Source organism: Pseudomonadota bacterium (genome assembly GCA_030775045.1).
Taxonomy (GTDB): Bacteria; Pseudomonadota; Alphaproteobacteria; order JALYJY01; family JALYJY01; genus JALYJY01.
The window spans coordinates 1-18316 of sequence record JALYJY010000001.1 but is presented as its reverse complement, the minus strand read 5'-3'; the positions used below and the strand labels follow the sequence as shown (position 1 = coordinate 18316).

The window sequence follows — 18316 nt, the reverse complement described above, 5'->3', positions numbered from 1 at the left end:
GGGGGCCGGAAGGTTTCATGACAGCCTCTGCGTCAGAAATTTTCCGGCAGGCCACCGCGGTGACCCTGCGGACTATCGCCTTGCTGCCGGAAGCAGGCAGAGACGTTGCACCCCTTTCTCCTGTCCCCGATCCTGTTACGCCTGTGCAGAAAGATGTCCTGCGGGGAGAGGCCGACGCTGCGGCCCTGTGGATCCGCTATCATAGCGAACCAGTTTTCACCCTCCATGCACCGCCGGATCCTGCCGCCCGCGCTGCGCTCCATGCCCTGGAGCAGGCCCGGTGCGAGGCGCTGGGCGTACGCGATTTCCCGGGTACGCTGGCCAATCTTGACGCCTTTCTGGACAGCCGGAATTTTGCAGAAGACTCCATGCCGGAGGCCCTTCATCTGCTGGCCTGGAAAGCCCTTGCGGGCGGCCAGATTCCAGTCGCAGCCAGGGCCCTGGTCATGGCCCTGGAGTCGCAGCTGGGACGTGCTGGAAAGAAAAAGCTGGCGGCCCTGTCCGGTGCTCTGGAAGATCCCCATGCTTTTGCCCGGCAGGCGCTGGAGTTGCTGAAAACCCTGGGACTGGAGGCAGAGGAAAAACCGCAGACGCAGCCTGATACAGGGGAGGGGGCAGATCACCCCCCCGGTCCGGAAGAGACTCCGGGGCCGCAGAAAGAAGACACAGGTCAGGAGATGGTCCGGCAGACTGCGGCGACCCGGAAGGCTGCCGCTGCTGATGGGGAGATGGTTCCCGAAACCGGCGAAGGGGAAGGGACTGCGGTTGAGGATGAGGGGGCTACCCGTCCGGATCCGGACAGCGGAAAACCGCCGGCCGGATATCACGCCTTCACCACCGCATATGACGAGAGTGTTCCGGCGGAAAGCCTGTGCGATGCGGCCGAGATGGTCCGCCTGCGCGCGCTGCTGGACCACCAGCTGGAAAGCCTCGAGACCATGGTGGCCCGCATGGCGCACCGTCTGCAGCGCCGCCTGATGGCCCGGCAGCGGCGGTCCTGGGACCTGGACCTGGAGGAGGGGGCTCTGGATCCTTCCCGCCTGTCCAGGATTGTGACCGATCCCTTTTTCGCGGCGGCGTTCCGGCAGGAGCGGGAGACGGATTTCCGCGACACCGTGGTGACGCTGCTGATTGACAACTCCGGCTCCATGCGCGGCCGTCCCGTCGTGCTGGCGGCCCTCAGTGCGGACATCCTGGCCCGGACGCTGGAACGGTGCGGCGTGAAGACCGAGATCCTGGGTTTCACCACAAAGGCCTGGAAGGGCGGCGAATCCCGCGTCCTCTGGGAAAAACAGGGGCGTCCCCCGCTCCCGGGCCGTCTGAACGACCTGCGGCATATTGTCTACAAGGCGGCTGATGCTCCCTGGCGGCGAGCCCGCAGGAACCTGGGCCTGATGCTGCGCGAGGGTCTGCTGAAGGAAAATATCGATGGCGAGGCCCTGCTGTGGGCCCACAGGCGCCTGCTGGCGAGACCCGAGAACCGGCGGATCCTGATGGTCATCTCGGACGGCGCGCCGGTGGATGACTCGACCCTGTCCACCAACCCCGGCAATCTTCTGGAAGCGCACCTGAAAGAGGTGATCGGCTGGATCGAGCTGTGCTCCCCCGTCCAGCTGGTGGCCATCGGGATCGGCCATGACGTCACCCGGTATTACCGCCGCGCCGTTACCCTGACAGACGCGGCACAGCTGGGGATCACCCTGCTGGACGAACTTTCAGCGCTTTTCGACCTTCCCGGTCGCCTGCACTGAAACGCCCGGAAGGCGCAACAGAAAATTTCTGCATCCCTGCCAAAATGGATAATGACAGGCCCCCCACATCTGGTATGCTGACTTCTGCAGTGCCCCCATATGTTGCGTTAAGGGGTTGAGGAACAAGGAAAAAGAGGGAGTGCTCAATGTTTCAGGACGTGGTTCAGGTCGAGCGCAAACCCCAGATCATTATCGACCGGTTCCGCGATGCCTTGCTGACAGATTTTGGCAGGGCCACCCTGAAAGACCGCTACCAGCTTCCCGGGGAAGACCCCCAGGACCTGTTTGCCCGGGTGGCGTCGTATTATGCCGACGATCCGGCCCGCAATCCTGGTCATGGCCAGCGCATCAATGATTATATCAACTATGGCTGGTTCATGCCTTCCACGCCGGTCCTTTCCAACGGCGGGACAGAGCGGGGCCTGCCCATCTCCTGCTTTCTGAACGAGGCGACGGACAGCCTTCAGGGTATCGTGGACCTGCTGAACGAGAATGTGTGGCTGGCAGCCCGCGGCGGCGGCATCGGCAGTTTCTGGGGTAACCTTCGATCCATTGGCGAAAAGGTGGGGATCAGCGGTAAGACCTCGGGCATCATCCCTTTCATCAAGGTCATGGATTCGCAGACCTTGGCCGTCAGCCAGGGCAGCCAGCGCCGGGGTGCCGCGGCCTGTTATATTCCGGTGGAGCACCCCGAGGTGGATGAATTCTGCAGGATGCGCACCCCTACCGGCGGCGACCCGAACCGCAAGGCGCCGAACCTGCACCACGGCATCGCCATCAGCGACGCTTTCATGCGGGCCGTGGAAAACGACGAGGAATGGGCGCTGCTCAGCCCGAAGGACCGTTCCGTTGTTCGCCGCATTCAGGCCCGCGACCTGTGGATCCGCATCCTGACGTCGCGCATCGAGACGGGCGAGCCCTATCTGCTGTTCACTGACCACGTGAACCGCGCCATCCCCGAGCACCACAAGATGGCCGGCCTGAACGTGAAGATGTCCAACCTGTGCAGCGAGATCACGCTGCCCACGGGCGTGGACCATCTGGGCAATATCAGGACGGCGGTGTGCTGCCTGTCCTCCCTCAATCTGGAAAAGTTCCTGGAGTGGCAGGACCACCCGACCATCATCGAGGACTGCCTGCGTTTTCTGGACAATGTCCTCACCGACTTTATCAACAAGGCCCCGGAAAGCATGGCCCGGGCCAAATACAGCGCCATGCGGGAGCGGTCCGTGGGCCTTGGCGTCATGGGCTTTCATTCGTTCCTCCAGTCCCAGGGCATCCCTTGGGAATCCGCCATGGCGAAGGTGTGGAACAAGCGCATGTTCGCCCACATTAAAAAACAGGCCGATGCGGCCAGCCGGGTCCTGGCCGACGAGCGCGGACCCTGCCCGGACGCGGCGGAATACGGGATCAACGAGCGCTTTTCCAACAAGATCGCCATTGCCCCGACCGCCAGCATTTCCATTATCTGTGGTGGCGCATCGCCGGGCATCGAGCCCAACGCGGCCAACGCCTATACCCACAAAACCCTGTCGGGCAGCTTTCCCGTGCGCAACAAGTACCTGGGTGAGGTGCTGGAAAAGTATGGCAGGAACGACGACGACACCTGGTCGTCCATCTTCACGCACGAGGGTTCGGTCCAGCATCTGGATTTCCTGACGCAGGACGAGAAGGACGTGTTCAAAACGGCGTTCGAGCTGGACCAGCGCTGGCTCGTCGAGCTGGCTGCAGACCGCACACCCTATATCTGCCAGTCGCAGAGCCTGAACCTGTTCCTGCCCGCCGATGTGCACAAGCGCGACCTGCACCAGATCCACATGATGGCCTGGAAGCGGGGCGTGAAAAGCCTGTATTACTGCCGCTCCAAGTCCCTCCAGCGGGCCGAAAGCGCCGACAGCGCCCACGCTGCTCCGGTCCGGGAAAAGGCGGAATCCGCCGCCGTGCCCGAGGAAAAAAAGGACTACGAGGAATGCTTGGCGTGCCAGTGATGGTGCCGCACGTTTTCGACGAAACCGTCGGGACCGAGCGGCTGCGGGCCGAGATTACGCTGCCGGAAAAGGGCGGCAAGCCCGTGGTGCTGGCCCTGCACGGAGCGGGGAAGGCTGTCCGCGGCCGCATCCGGTATCTGGCGGATTTTCTGGCTTCCTGTGGCTATGGCACCGTTCGCTTTGATTTTTCCGGCCACGGGGAGAGTTCGGGCCAGCTGGAAGAGGCCAGTCTGGACAGGCGCTAGCCATGGCGCGGCATCTGGGGCCGGGTCCTGTCACAGTGACCGGGAACAGCATGGGCGGCCATACGGCAGCCCGTTTGCTGGAGCATCTTCCCGTGAACCGTCTGATCCTGTTTTGCCCTGCCGCCTATTCCCGGGCGGCTGAAAGTATGGTGTTCAGCCAGGGCTTTACGGAAGAACTGCGCCGGCCAGGATCATGGGAAGATTCGGCTGTCTGGGACATTCTGGAAGGCTACACCGGAAAGGCGATGTTCATTATCGGTGAGCATGATGATGTCATCCCCGAAGGCGTCGTGGCGCGGTACCTGTCCAGCCTGCGCAACTGCAGCGTTCTGGAATACCTGAAGATTCCCGGAGCTCCTCACCTGATCCATCCCTGGCTGGAGCAGAATGCGGGACCGCGGGAAGCACTGTTCGAAAGATTGCGGCGGTTTATGGCGGGGTAAGAGGGGGTAGCAGACTCTTTCCGTAATCTGCTGTTGTCATCCCGACTGAGTCGCAGGCGAGTGGAGGGATCTCGTCTTGCAACAGGGGCAGGAATCCTTCGACTGCGCGTTAGTGCGTAACGCTCCGCTCAGGATGACAGTAAAAAGGACCGCATGCCTTAAACTTTCTTCTCGTTCCGGTACAGGCGATCCACCAGTTCCTCGACGATTTCCTGGATAACGGCGGAGCGGGCGCCGGCCTCGATTTCCCCGCGCTCGAGGCGCAGCTGGGTGCGGCGGCTCAGCTCGTTGCGGGCGCTGCCGCCGGGGAAGACCCCGGCCAGGATCTGGCGGGCCTTGTTGGGGCCGATGCGGTCGTACAGCTGGCTGCGGATGATCATGTCCTCGGCCGAGCTGGACAGGGCCCACAGCTCGACGGGGCCCAGGGTGTTGATCAGGAACTGCTCATACCGTCCCTCGTTGGTGCCCAGCACCAGGACCAGCGGCGCGCCATAGGATCGCGGGCCGGTCAGCCTGTGCTTCATGTACCAGCGGGCTGTGTCCGACAGGCCAAAGCAGTCGGCTGTGGCATTGAGGGATTTCTCGCTGACTGCCGAGCCCAGGATCCACACGCCTGTGGCCATATCGACCATGGAGTTGTCAAAGTCTTCCAGAAGCTGGGATGCCAGGACGATCTGCACGCCCCATTTCCGTCCCTCGCGCACGTCGCGGATGACCTGGGCGCGGACAGCGCGGCTGCGGCTGGTCCTGTGGAATTCGTCGTAGCACAGGCGCTTGGGGCTTTCGCGCGTATCCCGCACGCGGGCAGCGTGGTGTTCGCGGTAACGTTCAGGGACCAGCTTGACGATCTGGTCTCCCAGCCACCAGTGGCGGATCAGCGTGTGGCGGGCCAGCATGTACATGATAGCGGTCTGGCGGTCGGCGTTCTCATCCCCCTGGGGGGCAACCTCGCCCAGATCCACCGCGCAGATACGGGCATTCCCGATGTCAAAGCGGGTCACGCCGGACAGGATGGGAAATTCCCGGATGGCCGAGGCAATCATACGCTCGAACGCGCTGATGACCCCTTCTGTGGTGGCGGCCAGGTGGGTTTCTTCCAGCAGGCCGCGGATCTGGGGCCGGCGGGCCGCCGTGACAGCATCCGCCAGCGTGGGGGCGGCATGGCGCTGGGCCAGTGCGGCCTCGTGCACCAGACCCTTGTCAAACAGGGCGTCCACCACATCCCACCAGACCGGTTCTTCCGGCAGCTGGATGTCATGATCCTTCAGCGCCTTGTCCACATCCTCATCCACCCGGGACAGATAGCCGCGCGGCTCAGCGTTGGCGATGCCGTCGGTGCGCCAGCGGAACATCTCGTCCACCACCAGACCGCACAGCTGCGGGATGCCGTCATAGGGAACCGTCTGTCCCGCGGGCGTGCACAGAAGGGTCAGCAGCTCCACCAGATAGGCCCGCTCGTCCGGCAGGGGTACACGGCAGCCCAGCTGGGTGTCAAAGGGATTGACGCTGTATTCGGGCGTCATCTGCAGGCGGAAATGCATGGCCTCGTGGCGCCGCTCCGGCGGCAGGGCGTCGCGGATCAGGGAAATCAGGCCGGAGGAGGAGGGGCCGATGTCGATCATGGCCACATAGGGCAGCCTTGAGAGGCCGGGCGTCAGACAGGTGGCCAGGTTCAGGGCGTTCATGAGAACGGATTTACCCGCGCCGGGCTGGGCGAAGATCAGGTCAAACCAGGTGGTGGTCAGTGTGCTGCCGGTCTGGTAGGGCCACAGATGGCCATCGCCGGTGCGCAGCAGGAAGGATCCCTGCTCGAACGGACTGGACGACCGGTGCCAGGGCAGCAGCCGGATGACTTCCTTCAGTGGCACCACGGCAGCCGGCGCAGTCGAGGCGCAGGCAATGCCGAGGGCCGAGGACATGATGCACTCGATAGGATCGCCGGAAAGCTGGGACACCTGGCAATAGCCCCAGCATTCCACGGCCTGGATGATGGTGGAGGCCTGGGCCTCCAGTTTTTTCGGGTCTGAATGGTGGGCCCAGGTGGCAAAGGATACGCGCAGCCGAACCACGGGCTGGTCCCGGGCGATATAGGTCAGGCTCTCGATCGAATCCTTGATCTGCTTGTTGGCGCTGTTGGTGACCCCCAGGATCGAGGCCAGGAATTTTTTGATCTGTGCGCCCTCGATCCCGCCGCTTTCCAGAAGAAAGGATACACGGAAAGGAACATTGGCCTCTGCCACCCGCTGCATCAGGACAGAAAAGGGCGTGGGGTCCATGGGCCCCAGGGTCATGTCGATGCCCGTCCAGATCTGGTCGCCGATCCGGGCTGTGGACTGGGACAGGACCTCGGCATCGCCCACGCAGATCTGCTGGCGCAGGGAGGGCCACAGGACATCGGACATGTCGCGGCGGGAGCGGGGAGCGCGGGGTATCAGCGGATCTCCCGGCAGGCAGGCCTGCCAGCGGTCGTGGGCCAGCGAGGGGTAGATGCTGTTGCGGATAGCGCGCAGGGCGGCATGGACCTCCATGACCTTCGCCTGGATGCCCATTTCCTCCATGGCATTGCTGACCGACGCCACAAAACTGCTGTGTCGGGCCCGCAGCTGCTCAATGCCCGCCCAGGGAAACTGGGATTCGCGGGAGGGGACCCATTTTGTCTGGCCACGCTGTTTTTTGGCCGCGTCCTGGTCGGACCGGGTCAGTGCGCTGGCCCGGGTCCACAGCACAAAATACATTTCCTCATGGGCTACATAGTGTTCCAGGTTCCGGACCCGTTCGTCCACCAGGTCCTGGAGATCCAGGCCAAGGGATTTTCCTGTCTGGCGGACAGGACGCACCAGGGTTTCCAGCTCCTGGTGGACACGGCCGGGATCCCGGGTATACCAGACCTGAAAGCCATGGCCGGCGCTGCCAAACCGTGTGGCCAGCTTGACCGTCGCCTGGTCGATGATGGTGTTGTACTCGGTATTGCCGATGATCTGCCGGCTGCCGTCCACGCGGATAAGCGTCACCAGCGATCCGTCCGAAGCAGCCAGCGTGGTGGGACCGTCAGCCGTCTCCAGCTGGACGTTCGAATCCAGGGACTGTCTGAACGCTGTAAAGAAGGGGGCAAACAGATTTTCCAGCATCAGGATATGATACCAGGATCCGGAAGCGATTAACAGGGATTCTGAAACCAGAATACAGAAACCTGAAATCAGGAAGGATTCTGGTTTCTGATTTCTGTTTTCTCAGGCTTCTGTATGTCCGCCGCCGATCTTTTCCAGAAGGCTGGCCCAGCTGCCAGGAGCCACACCCCGGAAGGGACCGTTTTTGGCCCGCCAGTACGTCAGCATTTCCGGGAACACGTCCACATCCTTGTTCCCGCGCCGCACAATCCGCCTGTCCAGGGGCAGCAGGCGCACGCCGTCCAGCTTCTGGCCCCGTTTTGCATACTCGGCATCCGACAGGGTGTCCGCAAGGACGGTGGCCAGCACAAGTGGATCGTCCGTACGCAGAAGGCGGCGGATCTCGTACCGGCGAACGATCAGGGAGTCAAAGGCTGTCTGGGCGGCTTCGGCCAGATCACCGCCTTCTGCCCGTGCCACATATGCCGCACGGCAGATGTGGTTGATCCGGGCCTGGTCCATTTCGGGCAACCAGACCAGAACCCCGCTTCCGGCCATGCCGGCGGTTTCAAGGGCAAAACACTGGTCGCAGAACAGGCAGGCGGTGACAAAGGCGTCCACCCCTTTGGTCTTTGCCTGCCCTTCGTGCCAGCGCACCACCTGGTGTTTTTCCGAGGCAAAGCCACAGTACCGGCAGGTATTTTTGTCCCGTTTCAGGACCGCGGCGCGTGTTGACGTATCCGCTGCCGGCGGAGGCATCCATGCTCCGCCGGAAGGGTTTTTCATCCGGCGGACACCGGGGGTGATGGGCAGAAAGGCCATGCGCGATAACTGCCTTTACGAAGTCCTGAAAGTGGCAATGCCCGGCCCTGTGCTGCCGGTGCTGCCGCCGAAGGTATTGACGGCGGCTGCGGCGACGAAGGGGGCCACAATCAGACCGGCGCCAACGCCAATCCTGGCCAGGGCATGCTGCAGCGGCGCCTGCCCCGGGTTGTCGATGTGGGCGCGCAGTTTCAGCAGGCCCGAGATGATGAAGAGGGCGCCGATGATGTAGGCCACCCAGGACAGCAGCAAGGGGATGTTGAACAGCTGGGCGCGTGTTGCCCCGGTAATGCCCAGAAGGTCAGCAGTCTGGGCATGAGCCTCGCTGCTGGTCCACCCGGTCATAATGGCCGCCGTGGCCAGTGCGGAAAGTTTCAGGGAAAGATTGCGCATGGGATATACCTCCTGGGTTATGTTTCAGAATATCAGGTCGTGCTGAAAGTGGAAATGGCAGGCCCTGTGGTGCTGTCACCGCCGAAGGTATTGACAGCGGCCCTGGCAATGAACGGAGCCACAATCAGACCGGCACCAACGCCAATCCTGGCCAGGGCATGCTGCAGCGGGGCCTGTCCCGGGTTGTCGATGTGGGCGCGCAGTTTCAGAAGGCCCGAGATGATGAACAGGGCGCCGATGATGTAGGCTACCCAAGACAGCAGCAAGGGGATGTTCACAAGCTGGTTCTTTGTTTCATCAGTCATTTCCAGCAGGCTGGCCTGGGCCTGCGCGCTTCCTGCCCATCCGGTCATGATGGCTGCCGTGGCCAGTGCGGAGAACTTCAGTGAAAGGTCGTTGATCCTGGACATGTTTTTCCCCCTGTTGCTACGCGTTGATGAGACTTAAACCCAGTGTGACCTGCACGGCCGAAAGGACAGCCGGCAGGTTGGTGGCCAGGACACCCCCCACAATGTGGGTGATCCCGCTTGAGATATGTCCCTGTTGTCCGTCAGCGATAGCCCTCAGGATAAGCCACCCGCGGGCGAAAGCAATCCATCCCAGAACGGATGCGAACATCATGACGGCCGCAATGGCTGCATTCATCTTGGTCAGGGCCCCGGGGGCCATGGACGAATAGCTCAGGACCATATGGACGTTCGTGGTATTCGCGCCGAACAGGGTCATCTCGGAACTGTCCAGGGCGCTGCCGATGGACATCAGGATGGCGGCGGTGACAAAGGTCATGATGGTGCCCCGGCCCACCGGTCCCCGCGGGCCATCGGCCGGGTTTTTCATCAGGCGGTTGATGCCGACCAGGCCATAGCACATGCCCACGATATAGCAGACTGTGGGGACCAGGAATTTCATCGGGCCATAGATGGCCTTGATCAGGCGGATCATCATGCCGTCCAGGCCTGCGCCGGCGGCGGGACCTGTCACGGTGCTGTCAAAATTGGCGCCGTTGAGGCCCAGGGTGTTGATGGCGGCCTGCAGGGCCCAGGGCAGCACGAAAAACAAGCCGGCGGCCAGGAAACGGGTCCAGACCTCGTAAAAGCGCACCGCCGGGCCCATGGCGCTCTGTTCTGCAAACGCCTTGGCCTTGGTGAGGCCGGTGATGGTAAAGACGATCCCTGCAACATAGGCTCCCATGGCCAGAAAGTCAGGGATGCCTGTCAGGTTGAACCCGACGCGTTTCAGGATCCCCTCAATTCCCTGGGCGAAGGCGAGGGAAGGCCAGAAAGCGGCGACCACCAGGAAAGGCAGGGCATAAAGGAGGGGCAGGAATGGCGACCGGCGCATCATACCTCCCTCCCTGTACCATATTGAGCCACAACATCTGTATTCAATACGAAAAGTGTGAAGAAAAACTTAAGAAAAAGGGAACGGATGGAGCCAGCGCAGAAGCCCTTCCGGAAGCCTTTCCGGAGGACGGGGAAAGTGCTGGTTCTGGAGTACCACATGGAAGGCATCCCGGGAAAAGATTACCCCGGAATTATATCGAATTTGTGCCTGTCGTTCTACTGGATTTTTCCTTGCGTGCCTTCCACGACCCAGCGATTTCCTTCCCTGCGGATCGAGGTGATCTGGCCAACACCTGTCAGGACATCCCCCGGAATCACGCGACGCCGGACATTTCCGCCCTGCAGGACAACCCAGGCCTGTCCCTCGGCAGCAGACTGGATGGTCCAGCGAACAGGGGGAGCAGCAGGCTTCGGGGCCGGCTTTGGCTTTGATGGCTGTGCGGCAGGCCTGACAGACGGAGCCGGGGCCCTGGTCGTATTCAGCGCGGCCAGCTGTTCCCGCAGGCCGGAAATTTCCTGCTGCAGCTGTGTGACCTGGTCCGCCGTGGCATAGGGAGCCGCCGGCATCTGTGGTGGAGTCTCAGGCTGCGTGGATGTAACCTTCTCCACAGAGGTTTTCAGGTCCTGGACAGCTGTTTCCAGCGAGGCCAGACGTGTCGCGGTTTCCGTATCGGCAGTGGCGGCAACAGGCGGAGCAGGCTGTTCAGGCGGAGGCGCTTGCGGGACAGGAGGCAGCTGGGCCGCCGGTGATGCCTGCGGTGTCACAGGAGGTGTCGCAGGCTGGTCTGCCGTTCCCGTTTCTGCCGGGGTTTCCTGGATGGAAGGCAGATCGCTGATGGGGGGCAGTTCTGTTACAATCGCTTCTTCAGACGGCGGGGGCAGCCCTGCTGCAGGAGGTGTCACAGGGGGCATGGCTGGCGGAGTTTCTGCAGGCTGCCCAAGAGGGGTTACAGAAGGGCTGATCTGCGAGGGATCCGCAGCATTGGGAATTTCCGCCGGCTTTTCTCCGGTCAGGAGGGGTCTCCGGGGTTCCTGGCTGGCTGTGGGAAGATCCAGCGGAAGCTGTCCGCCCGCCTGTGTGTTTTCAGGAGCCGGCGGGGGCGGCAGGGGCAGTGTCCCTGCGGGAGATCCCGGCTGTCCTGCAATCTGCGGGGCTGCAGGGATCTGGTCTTGCCCTTCCGGACGGTCTCCGGATATCTGCAGCCACGCAACGCCGCCCACCACAAGCACGAGAATGCCGATGGTCACCGGCAGGAAAAGCTTTTTCAGGGAAATCTTCTTCGGTGGTGTGTCAGCGTACAGCGCATCCGTAAAGGGATAGGTTCCCCCGGCATCTGCCGTTTCTTCCCCGGCGCCGGGTTCGCCATCCACATACTCCTCGCCGGCTTCATCCGTCAGATCTTCATCTTCTCCGGCGTATTCTCCTTCAGCGTATTCCCCTTCCTCTCCGGTATCCGCAGCCTCTTCTCCGGTTTCTTCTTCCGGGACATAATCCTGCTGTTCCGCGGTTTCGGCGTCGGCATCCTCGTTGTAGAAATCGTTCACATATCCTTCATACTGGTCTTCGGCCGCAGGTTCTGTCTCGCCGGAGGAAGGAGGCTTCGATCCCGGAGGCGGGGTACGCTGGATCACTTTACCTCCTCCCGCACGGAAGACAGGAACAGGATGGACATGGGCGTCCCTTTTGCCACGCGGACCAGGGGCTGGATCTGCGCCGCCTCATCCTTGAGAATGTCTGCCGCCACGTCAGCTGTTTCCTCGACACCTGCGAAGATCTGTTCCTTGCGGGTCTTTTTGGGGCGGCTTTCGGTGGCGAAATTGTCACCGACCGTGGTCTCGACCGCTGTTTCCGAGGCGGCCCGCGCAAACCCTGTCAGGAATGCGGCAGCACCGGGAAGGGCAATCCGCTGCCAGTAGCGCTGGTCGGTCTCGGTGGCCATGCCGGCCAGCTGGGTGTTGGGGTCTACGGCAATAGCCTGGACCTCATACTCCCTGTCCTGCCAGGCGACCATATTGAACTCCAGCACCAGATAGTCTCCGGTGGACTGGAAGGTTCCCAGAGCCCGTCCGCCCGCCAGGGGACCCGACAGGATGCGGGCCACGACGGGTGTGGGCACGTCCGAGTTGGCCTCGGTCTCCAGCTGGGCGTAGGCCCGCCCGCCTGCCGGAATGACAAGCCTTTCCGCAGGTTCTTCCACTTCTCCCGGGATATCCCGGGAGAGTGGGGTGACAGCAGCCTGCTGTTGCGCCAGAACGTCAGCCATGTATGTGGGGCCGCTGACGCCAATGACCGAGGCCGGCTGGGGCGCCCAGCCGCTGATCAGGGTCTGCATCTGCTGCTGCATGGCCTGGGCTACGGCCGCAGGGTCCACGGTCGGCTGGACATACTGCTGGACCATCATGGGCTGGCCCCCCTGGAGAGGGGCCTGTGGCTCAAGGCTGGGCGGTGGCGGTGGAGGGGTGATGGCCTCGCGGAACGCCTCGACCGGATCCACCTCGACAGTTCTTTCCTCAACAGGCTGTATTTCTCCCATGCGACGTTCGGGCAAGGGAGTAGGCAGGGCGCTGCCCCCCGTGGCCAGGGCGTCCTGGAGGCGTTCGGTATTCTTTGTCCTGACGGCGGCCGCATAGGCCGGGGGAGCTTCTGTTCCAGGCAGCGCTGTGACACTGGAAGCCGAGGACAGGGTGGATTCGGGAGCTTCCCGCTGGCCACTGGACCACAGGGCAAGGGCAAGAACGCCACCGGCAACAACAACCATCAGGGTCAGGCCGATTCGCACCGCCGGGCTTCTGAAAATGCTGCGGCGGGAAGATTTCATGCCACGGGGCGGACCAAGATCCCCGGGAATATCCCCGAAATCCCCGTGCCCGTTTTCGTGCTCGTGCTCGTGCTCGTGCTCAGTATTCATTCACCTTCTCCCGCAACGCAAGCCGTGCGCGAACAGGGACACCATTGTCAGACAGCATCACCACAGGTGTGTCAGGAATGCTGTAGACAGTCATGCCGTCAGCGGACGAGACGCTGGCTTCCCACGCCGGTGACAGCAGCTTCAGCGTGGTGCGCAGGAAAACCGTGTCTCCCGCCTTCCAGGCCGCGGTCCGCGAATCCACGCCGGTGACAGTCAGTTTCTGTGCGCCGGCGGGAGGTGTGCCGTCCAGGACAGCCATGATGACGCCATCACCGGCAGAAACCTGTGCAGCCCTGTCGATAATGGGAATCTGCGCGTTGGGGCCGTACTCCGGTATGCGGGCGTCAAAGCGGTAATGGACCACGTCGCCCCCTGTCTTCAGTCTGAATGTAATGGGCGTCGCCAGATTCACAAGGGTTACAGACAGGTTCCCCGGCGTATATTTTGTCATGGGAATAACCCTGATGATATGGGAGCCCTCCTCGGGCTGGGGAACATCAAAGCTTCCCCCCACGGCCACGTTTTTGATGGGCCAGGGCTGTCCGGTAGCATCCAGCATGGTGATGGTGGTGACCATGCCGGTCGAGACCTCGATCTCCGGCGGCTCAATGCCAGGGTCAAGGGACAGGGTTGCCACCCGGATTTCCGGGCGGGGATTTCTGAGAGGGGCCCCGGCCGCGTACTGGCTGTCATCCACACGGCGCATCAGCTCGCGGATCTGTTCGGGTGACAGGGGCAGGATGCCGGACAGGGCCGCATCAAATGCAGCATTGTTGATCTGGGCGTTGATTTCCTCTGCCGTAGGCTGGGTCACTGCAACTTCGTCAGGGAGCGGCTGCACAGGCAGGACAGGCCCCACGACCGGCTGTGGCGGAATCGCAACCGGCTGGACAGGGGGCTGGAGTGGCTGCTGTGGACGGGAAGAGGGTTGTGCAGGGGCTGCGGCAGGCTGCGAAGGCTGTTCCTGCAGAACGATGGCTGGAGGAATTTCCGCAACCGGTTCTTCCCGGATTACCTGGGCACAGACGGGTGACGCCATCAGGCCGAGGCAGACGGGAATCAGGACCGGCAGACGTTGCATCACAAACACCATTGTCTGGCAGACACAGGAACCAGGATCAGGGCGGAATGACATCCGGGACAGACATCACCTTGCCCCTCTTAATGACCCAACAGGGGGACAAGGTAAAGCACAATCTTCGACATGGGAAGAGGGTGGTTTCCGGAAAGCCGGGACCCTATGACTGCTGCCCGGCGATCCACTGCTCGATGCCGATACCCTCGGGATTCTGGAGGGTTGGAACCCGCTGGATCTTGAGGGTCAGCAGGACAGGATTGGCCTGGCTGCGGTTACCCGATGTATAGGTGATGATCATGGGGATCTGGACCACCCACATATAGACACCGCCCACGACGCCTTCCTCGACAATCACCGCAGCGCCCTGGGGAGCCGCAGTGACAACCTGCTGGCTTCCCTCGACCGCCTCGATGATCCGGGATTTTTCCAGGGCGGTGGTAAAGCTGTTCCAGCCTCTCTGGGTAAAATATTTATTCCCCGCCTCGGTAAGGCGCTGGCGATAGTCATGGAAGCCGAAGGTCATGATTTCCGTAGCGGCCTTGTTGGCCCAGGCGACCAGCTTGCCCCTGTCGATGTTCGGCTCGTTCAGGGGAATCATGGGGATCAGGCGCCCCTCGGCGGTGGTGGCAAAGTAACGGTCCTTTGGTTCGTGCGATGCCACAATGCCCAGAAGCAGGAAGATGAGCAGGAGGATGGCCACGGCCTCGCCCCCCGCGATATAGATCAGCCAGCGATAACCATCCTTGTAAAAGGCATTCCTGTTGAGAATGGCCACCAGAGGGTCAGAGGATTTCGGTATCTCGGCGGTCTGGACCTGCCGCGCAGGCGCAGGAGGATGGCCATGTCCGGCATCTGCAGGAACGGGAGGTCTGGAACGGGTTGCGTCTGGCACTGCGGATCACCTGGTATTCTCGAGGGGTCTGTTTCCGGAGTATGGCATCTCCGGCTTAAAGTTCCCTTAACTTTTTACATGGAAGAAATGGTGTGTTCCCCCAGCCGCGAGGCTGAGGTGTATTCGGGTGAATCCTTGCACCGGGGGCAGATGCGGTTGTGCGGGCCACCGGACCAGAAATCCGATGTGCACATCAGGCAGACCCGCAGCTGTTTGTTACCCGGATTTTCCGCTTTCACGGCATTTCTTGCCGCCCGTGCCGCAGCGGCCTGCTCTCCGTTCCTGACACTTCTGGGTTTGCGCCCCGGGGTAAAGCGGCGGGGAAGCCCCAGACGTGCCGCTCGCGTCATGATGGCCGGAACACTGCGGCCCAGTGCTGATGCAATCTCCCAGGGGGGCTGCCCGGCCTGCCACAGGCTTCTCAGGTCCTGGTCCTGGTCCGACCAGGAGGGACCGTCAACGACTTTTCTGTTGGCCATGACACCTCGCTACCACAAACGTAACATCGCCGGTATCCTGAAGCAGGAAGGTTAATGTAAGTTAAACGCAGTGCATTTTTCCAGTTTTTTCTGGAGTTGTCATGGATTCCCTCTACCCCCGGGGAGCTTTGCGAAAGTATGGGGTTCGTAAAAATCCTCGATCCTTCGCTATGGTTCGACAGGCTCACCATGAGGCTCAGGATGAGGATTTACCAGCTTTCTCTGGCCCTCGCCTGAGCTTGTCGAAGGGTGGGGCGGGTTATGCAAAGGTCTTCCGGGGAGAGGGATTATTCCGCCACAAGCCTGTGGGCCACGGCGGGCGTGGGTGCAGGGGGGGTGTCGCTGATAGTGACGGCGTTCTGCAGGAGTGTCTCTGCCGTCCGGAAAGCCTCCTCTGTCTGCGCGTGGATGACAGCAAGGGGCTGGCCGTGCGGGCCCATCCTGGCCCCAAGGCCCGCCACCTCATCCAGGCCCACGGCGAAGTCTATGGTATCGGCGGGGCGTGTCCGCCCGCCGCCCAGCGCCAGGACTGCCACGCCCATCTGGCGCACGTTCATGACGGACAGATATCCTTCCGTCCGGGCCAGGACGGGACGCTGGATGGCGGCTTTTGCCAGGTGCGAATCGGGATTGTCGAGAAGATCCTTCGGGCCGCCCAGAACCGCAACCATCCGGGCGAATGTCTCGGCCGCCGCGCCGGACTGCAGGGCGGTCATGACCCTGGTCCGCGCCTCGGCCTCCGTGCGGGCCAGCTTGCCCAGCAGCAGGAGTTCGGCGCACAGGGCCACGGTGACCTCCAGCAGCCGGGGATCCATATGTTTTCCGGTCAGCATGTTGATGGACTCCCGCACCTCCAGCGCATTGCCCGCCGTGGGACCCAGCACCTGGTTCATGTCGGTCAGCAGGGATACGGTGGGAAGGCCGGCGCCGGTGGCCACGGTAGCGATGCTTTCGGCCAGGGAGAGGGCCTGGTCCATGGGCGGCAGGAACGCGCCCGAGCCGAACTTCACGTCCATCACCAGGCCGTCCAGTCCGGCGGCCAGTTTCTTGGACAGGATCGAGGCGGTGATCAGGTCCAGGGATTCCACAGTGCCCGTGGTGTCGCGGATGGCATAGATGCGCCGGTCGGCCGGGGCCAGGTCCGGTGTGGCGCCGATGATGGCGCAGCCCACCTCGCGCACAGCCTTGCGCAACAGGTCTCCGTCAGGCTGCGACCTGTACCCGGGAATGCTGTCCATCTTGTCCAGTGTGCCGCCGGTGTGGCCGAGGCCGCGTCCTGAAATCATGGGAACAAAGCCGCCGCAGGCCGCGATAACGGGGGCCAGGATCAGGCTGACCTTGTCGCCCACGCCGCCTGTGGAATGCTTGTCCAGAATGGGGCCTGGCAGATTGAGGGACTTCCATTCCATGACGGTGCCAGAGGTGGCCATGGCGTCGGTCAGGGCAATGCGCTCGGGCAATGTCAGGCCCCGGAAACAGATAGCCATGGCCAGCGCGGCCACCTGACCCTCGGTCACCGTTTCAGCCGTAACGCCCTTGACGAATTCCTGGATCTCATGGGCCGACAGGGTCTCGCCGTTGCGCTTTCTGCGGATGACTTCCTGGGGCAGCATGGGGGACTCCCTTCATTGGCTGGCCGCTGCATACCACTGTCGGGAAAGGTTGTCACGCTGGCGCGCCTGCGCAGTTATGGCCGTGGCGCCGACCGGATCTGTGCGGGCTGTGCAGGGGCATTCCCGGCATCCGGATTATCCTGTCCGGGTCTGATGTCGCTGCCGATAGTTATGCAGGTAAGGAGATTTGCGAGCACTGCCCAGGCAAGAAATTCTGTCAACGGGTGCCCGTCATCCTCGTCAAAGGACTCCCTGCCGTCACCATCGCCTTTGCCTGCTATTCTGAAGGACCACATACAGAACCTCTCCTGCCTTGGGAATCGCCCGGCAGGATACAGCGGGGTTCTGGTTGTGGCATCTATTAAATGTCATTCCGGCCGGAACGAAGCGTAGCGGAGTGATCTCCAGTCCCTGATGGAGATTCTTCCATACCCCTTTTCCACGGCCTGGTCAGGGACACCGGTTTTTTCATTTTCCATGGCCTCGTCAGGTTTTCTGTCTGCTCCATCGTGCATTCCCTGAAAGTGCTTTTCTGCCAGTCTGGCAATCACGAAAAGCACAATTTCCACTGCTATGTAAGGGAACAGATCCTGGCGGGATGCGTCTGCAGCAGTTGCTTTGGCAAGTGCGCCAGCAGCAACTATACCGCTGAGAAGGAGGATCCCCCGTGCAACAGCAAGTTCATTTCCGGAAACCCTGTTTTTTTCCAGCCGGGCCCGTTCTGTGGCAGTCAGCCCTGCCAGCCTGTCCTGTTCCGCGTCAAAGGTGTTGATATCTCTGGCCACACTGTGCATCAGTCTGTTGAGTCTCCAGACTTGGAGGCGGGCAAGGATCCCGGAGCCTTCTGTTTTCTGGCTTCGGAACGGGAAGGACAGAATCTGCCACAGGCTTTCTGCCCCGAATTTCCGGGCGAGGGATTCCGTGCTTTCAATAACCTTTCTGGTCAGTGCAGCGCCGTTTTCCTGTATGGAAACCCTGTTTTTTTCCAGCCGGGCCCGCTCCACTTCGGTCATTCCTGCCAGCCGTTCCTGTTCCGCGTCAAAGGCGGCGATGTCTTTGGCTACGCTGCGTATCTGCCTGTTGAGCCTCCAGATATTTATACGGGTCAGCATTCCGGGGCCGGCCATTTTCTGGTGCCGGAAGGGGAAAGACAGGCCTTCCCACAGGATCTTCCCCAGGCTTTCTGCTTCGAATTTCGAGGCAAGGGATTGCGCACTTTCGGCGGCTTTTTTTGCCAGTGTGAGGCCGTTATC

16 protein-coding genes are annotated in these 18316 nt (G+C 62.0%); 4 read left to right on the top strand and 12 right to left on the bottom strand.

The features are described 5' to 3' along the window. Positions 1-17 precede the first annotated feature (17 nt). From M3O22_00080 to M3O22_00065, 4 genes are all read left to right on the top strand, one after another. Positions 18-1751, top strand: a complete 1734-nt coding sequence (locus M3O22_00080) for a cobaltochelatase subunit CobT (protein MDP9195166.1) — start codon at positions 18-20, stop codon at positions 1749-1751. Positions 1752-1897: 146 nt separating this feature from the next. Then, positions 1898-3739: a ribonucleoside-diphosphate reductase subunit alpha gene (locus M3O22_00075; GenBank protein ID MDP9195165.1), complete on the top strand. Its 1842-nt coding sequence runs from the start codon at positions 1898-1900 to the stop codon at positions 3737-3739. Continuing rightward, the gene (locus M3O22_00070; GenBank protein MDP9195164.1) at positions 3721-3984 is read left to right on the top strand and encodes a lysophospholipase; all 264 of its coding nucleotides are present in this window, start codon (positions 3721-3723) and stop codon (positions 3982-3984) included. The genes M3O22_00075 and M3O22_00070 overlap by 19 nt, the downstream gene beginning before the upstream one ends. Positions 3985-3986: 2 nt before the next feature. Beyond that, positions 3987-4427, top strand: a complete 441-nt coding sequence (locus tag M3O22_00065) for a hypothetical protein (protein MDP9195163.1) — start codon at positions 3987-3989, stop codon at positions 4425-4427. Between the two features lie 158 nt (positions 4428-4585). Here the strand turns inward: M3O22_00065 and M3O22_00060 are convergent, their stop codons facing one another. From M3O22_00060 to M3O22_00005, 12 genes are all read right to left on the bottom strand, one after another. Beyond that, positions 4586-7555, bottom strand: coding sequence for a type IV secretion protein IcmB (locus tag M3O22_00060; protein MDP9195162.1), 2970 nt, complete (start codon positions 7553-7555; stop codon positions 4586-4588). 102 nt (positions 7556-7657) lie between these two features. After that, positions 7658-8320 (bottom strand): type IV secretion protein DotN, encoded by a 663-nt coding sequence (locus tag M3O22_00055; protein MDP9195161.1) that lies wholly within the window; start codon positions 8318-8320, stop codon positions 7658-7660. A gap of 51 nt (positions 8321-8371) precedes the next feature. After that, on the bottom strand, positions 8372-8749 hold the full coding sequence (locus M3O22_00050; protein ID MDP9195160.1) for a hypothetical protein: 378 nt from the start codon (positions 8747-8749) through the stop codon (positions 8372-8374). A 32-nt stretch (positions 8750-8781) separates the two neighbouring features. Further along, positions 8782-9159, bottom strand: a complete 378-nt coding sequence (locus M3O22_00045) for a hypothetical protein (protein MDP9195159.1) — start codon at positions 9157-9159, stop codon at positions 8782-8784. A gap of 16 nt (positions 9160-9175) precedes the next feature. Beyond that, the gene (locus tag M3O22_00040) at positions 9176-10093 is read right to left on the bottom strand and encodes a hypothetical protein (GenBank protein MDP9195158.1); all 918 of its coding nucleotides are present in this window, start codon (positions 10091-10093) and stop codon (positions 9176-9178) included. A gap of 215 nt (positions 10094-10308) precedes the next feature. Next, entirely contained in the window at positions 10309-11724 is a 1416-nt protein-coding gene (locus tag M3O22_00035) for a hypothetical protein (protein MDP9195157.1), read from the bottom strand. Next, positions 11721-13001, bottom strand: coding sequence for a hypothetical protein (locus tag M3O22_00030; GenBank protein ID MDP9195156.1), 1281 nt, complete (start codon positions 12999-13001; stop codon positions 11721-11723). The genes M3O22_00035 and M3O22_00030 overlap by 4 nt, the downstream gene beginning before the upstream one ends. After that, positions 12991-14082 carry a DotH/IcmK family type IV secretion protein gene (locus M3O22_00025; protein ID MDP9195155.1) on the bottom strand — a complete coding sequence of 364 codons (1092 nt, stop codon included), beginning with the start codon at positions 14080-14082 and terminating at the stop codon, positions 12991-12993. Before M3O22_00025 ends, M3O22_00030 begins: the two co-directional genes overlap by 11 nt. Before the next feature lie 157 nt (positions 14083-14239). Then, a complete protein-coding gene (locus tag M3O22_00020; protein ID MDP9195154.1) occupies positions 14240-14971 on the bottom strand; it encodes a type IVB secretion system apparatus protein IcmL/DotI in 732 nt (243 codons plus the stop codon). A gap of 74 nt (positions 14972-15045) precedes the next feature. Further along, on the bottom strand, positions 15046-15450 hold the full coding sequence (locus M3O22_00015) for a hypothetical protein (protein MDP9195153.1): 405 nt from the start codon (positions 15448-15450) through the stop codon (positions 15046-15048). 287 nt (positions 15451-15737) lie between these two features. Beyond that, positions 15738-17063, bottom strand: a complete 1326-nt coding sequence (gene deoA / locus M3O22_00010) for a thymidine phosphorylase (protein ID MDP9195152.1) — start codon at positions 17061-17063, stop codon at positions 15738-15740. Between the two features lie 368 nt (positions 17064-17431). Continuing rightward, positions 17432-18316, bottom strand: an 885-nt coding sequence (locus M3O22_00005; GenBank protein ID MDP9195151.1) for a hypothetical protein, incomplete at its 5' end; no start/stop codon positions are given.

Coding starts and splice junctions, on each gene's coding strand:
- M3O22_00050 (MDP9195160.1), bottom strand. CDS start 8,749: ATGCGCAATCTTTCCCTGAAACTTTCCGCACTGGCCACGGCGGCCATT.
- M3O22_00055 (MDP9195161.1), bottom strand. CDS start 8,320: ATGAAAAACCCTTCCGGCGGAGCATGGATGCCTCCGCCGGCAGCGGAT.
- M3O22_00080 (MDP9195166.1), top strand. CDS start 18: ATGACAGCCTCTGCGTCAGAAATTTTCCGGCAGGCCACCGCGGTGACC.
- deoA (MDP9195152.1), bottom strand. CDS start 17,063: ATGCTGCCCCAGGAAGTCATCCGCAGAAAGCGCAACGGCGAGACCCTG.
- M3O22_00015 (MDP9195153.1), bottom strand. CDS start 15,450: ATGGCCAACAGAAAAGTCGTTGACGGTCCCTCCTGGTCGGACCAGGAC.
- M3O22_00045 (MDP9195159.1), bottom strand. CDS start 9,159: ATGTCCAGGATCAACGACCTTTCACTGAAGTTCTCCGCACTGGCCACG.
- M3O22_00065 (MDP9195163.1), top strand. CDS start 3,987: ATGGCGCGGCATCTGGGGCCGGGTCCTGTCACAGTGACCGGGAACAGC.
- M3O22_00040 (MDP9195158.1), bottom strand. CDS start 10,093: ATGATGCGCCGGTCGCCATTCCTGCCCCTCCTTTATGCCCTGCCTTTC.
- M3O22_00025 (MDP9195155.1), bottom strand. CDS start 14,082: ATGCAACGTCTGCCGGTCCTGATTCCCGTCTGCCTCGGCCTGATGGCG.
- M3O22_00060 (MDP9195162.1), bottom strand. CDS start 7,555: ATGCTGGAAAATCTGTTTGCCCCCTTCTTTACAGCGTTCAGACAGTCC.
- M3O22_00030 (MDP9195156.1), bottom strand. CDS start 13,001: ATGAATACTGAGCACGAGCACGAGCACGAGCACGAAAACGGGCACGGG.
- M3O22_00070 (MDP9195164.1), top strand. CDS start 3,721: ATGCTTGGCGTGCCAGTGATGGTGCCGCACGTTTTCGACGAAACCGTC.
- M3O22_00075 (MDP9195165.1), top strand. CDS start 1,898: ATGTTTCAGGACGTGGTTCAGGTCGAGCGCAAACCCCAGATCATTATC.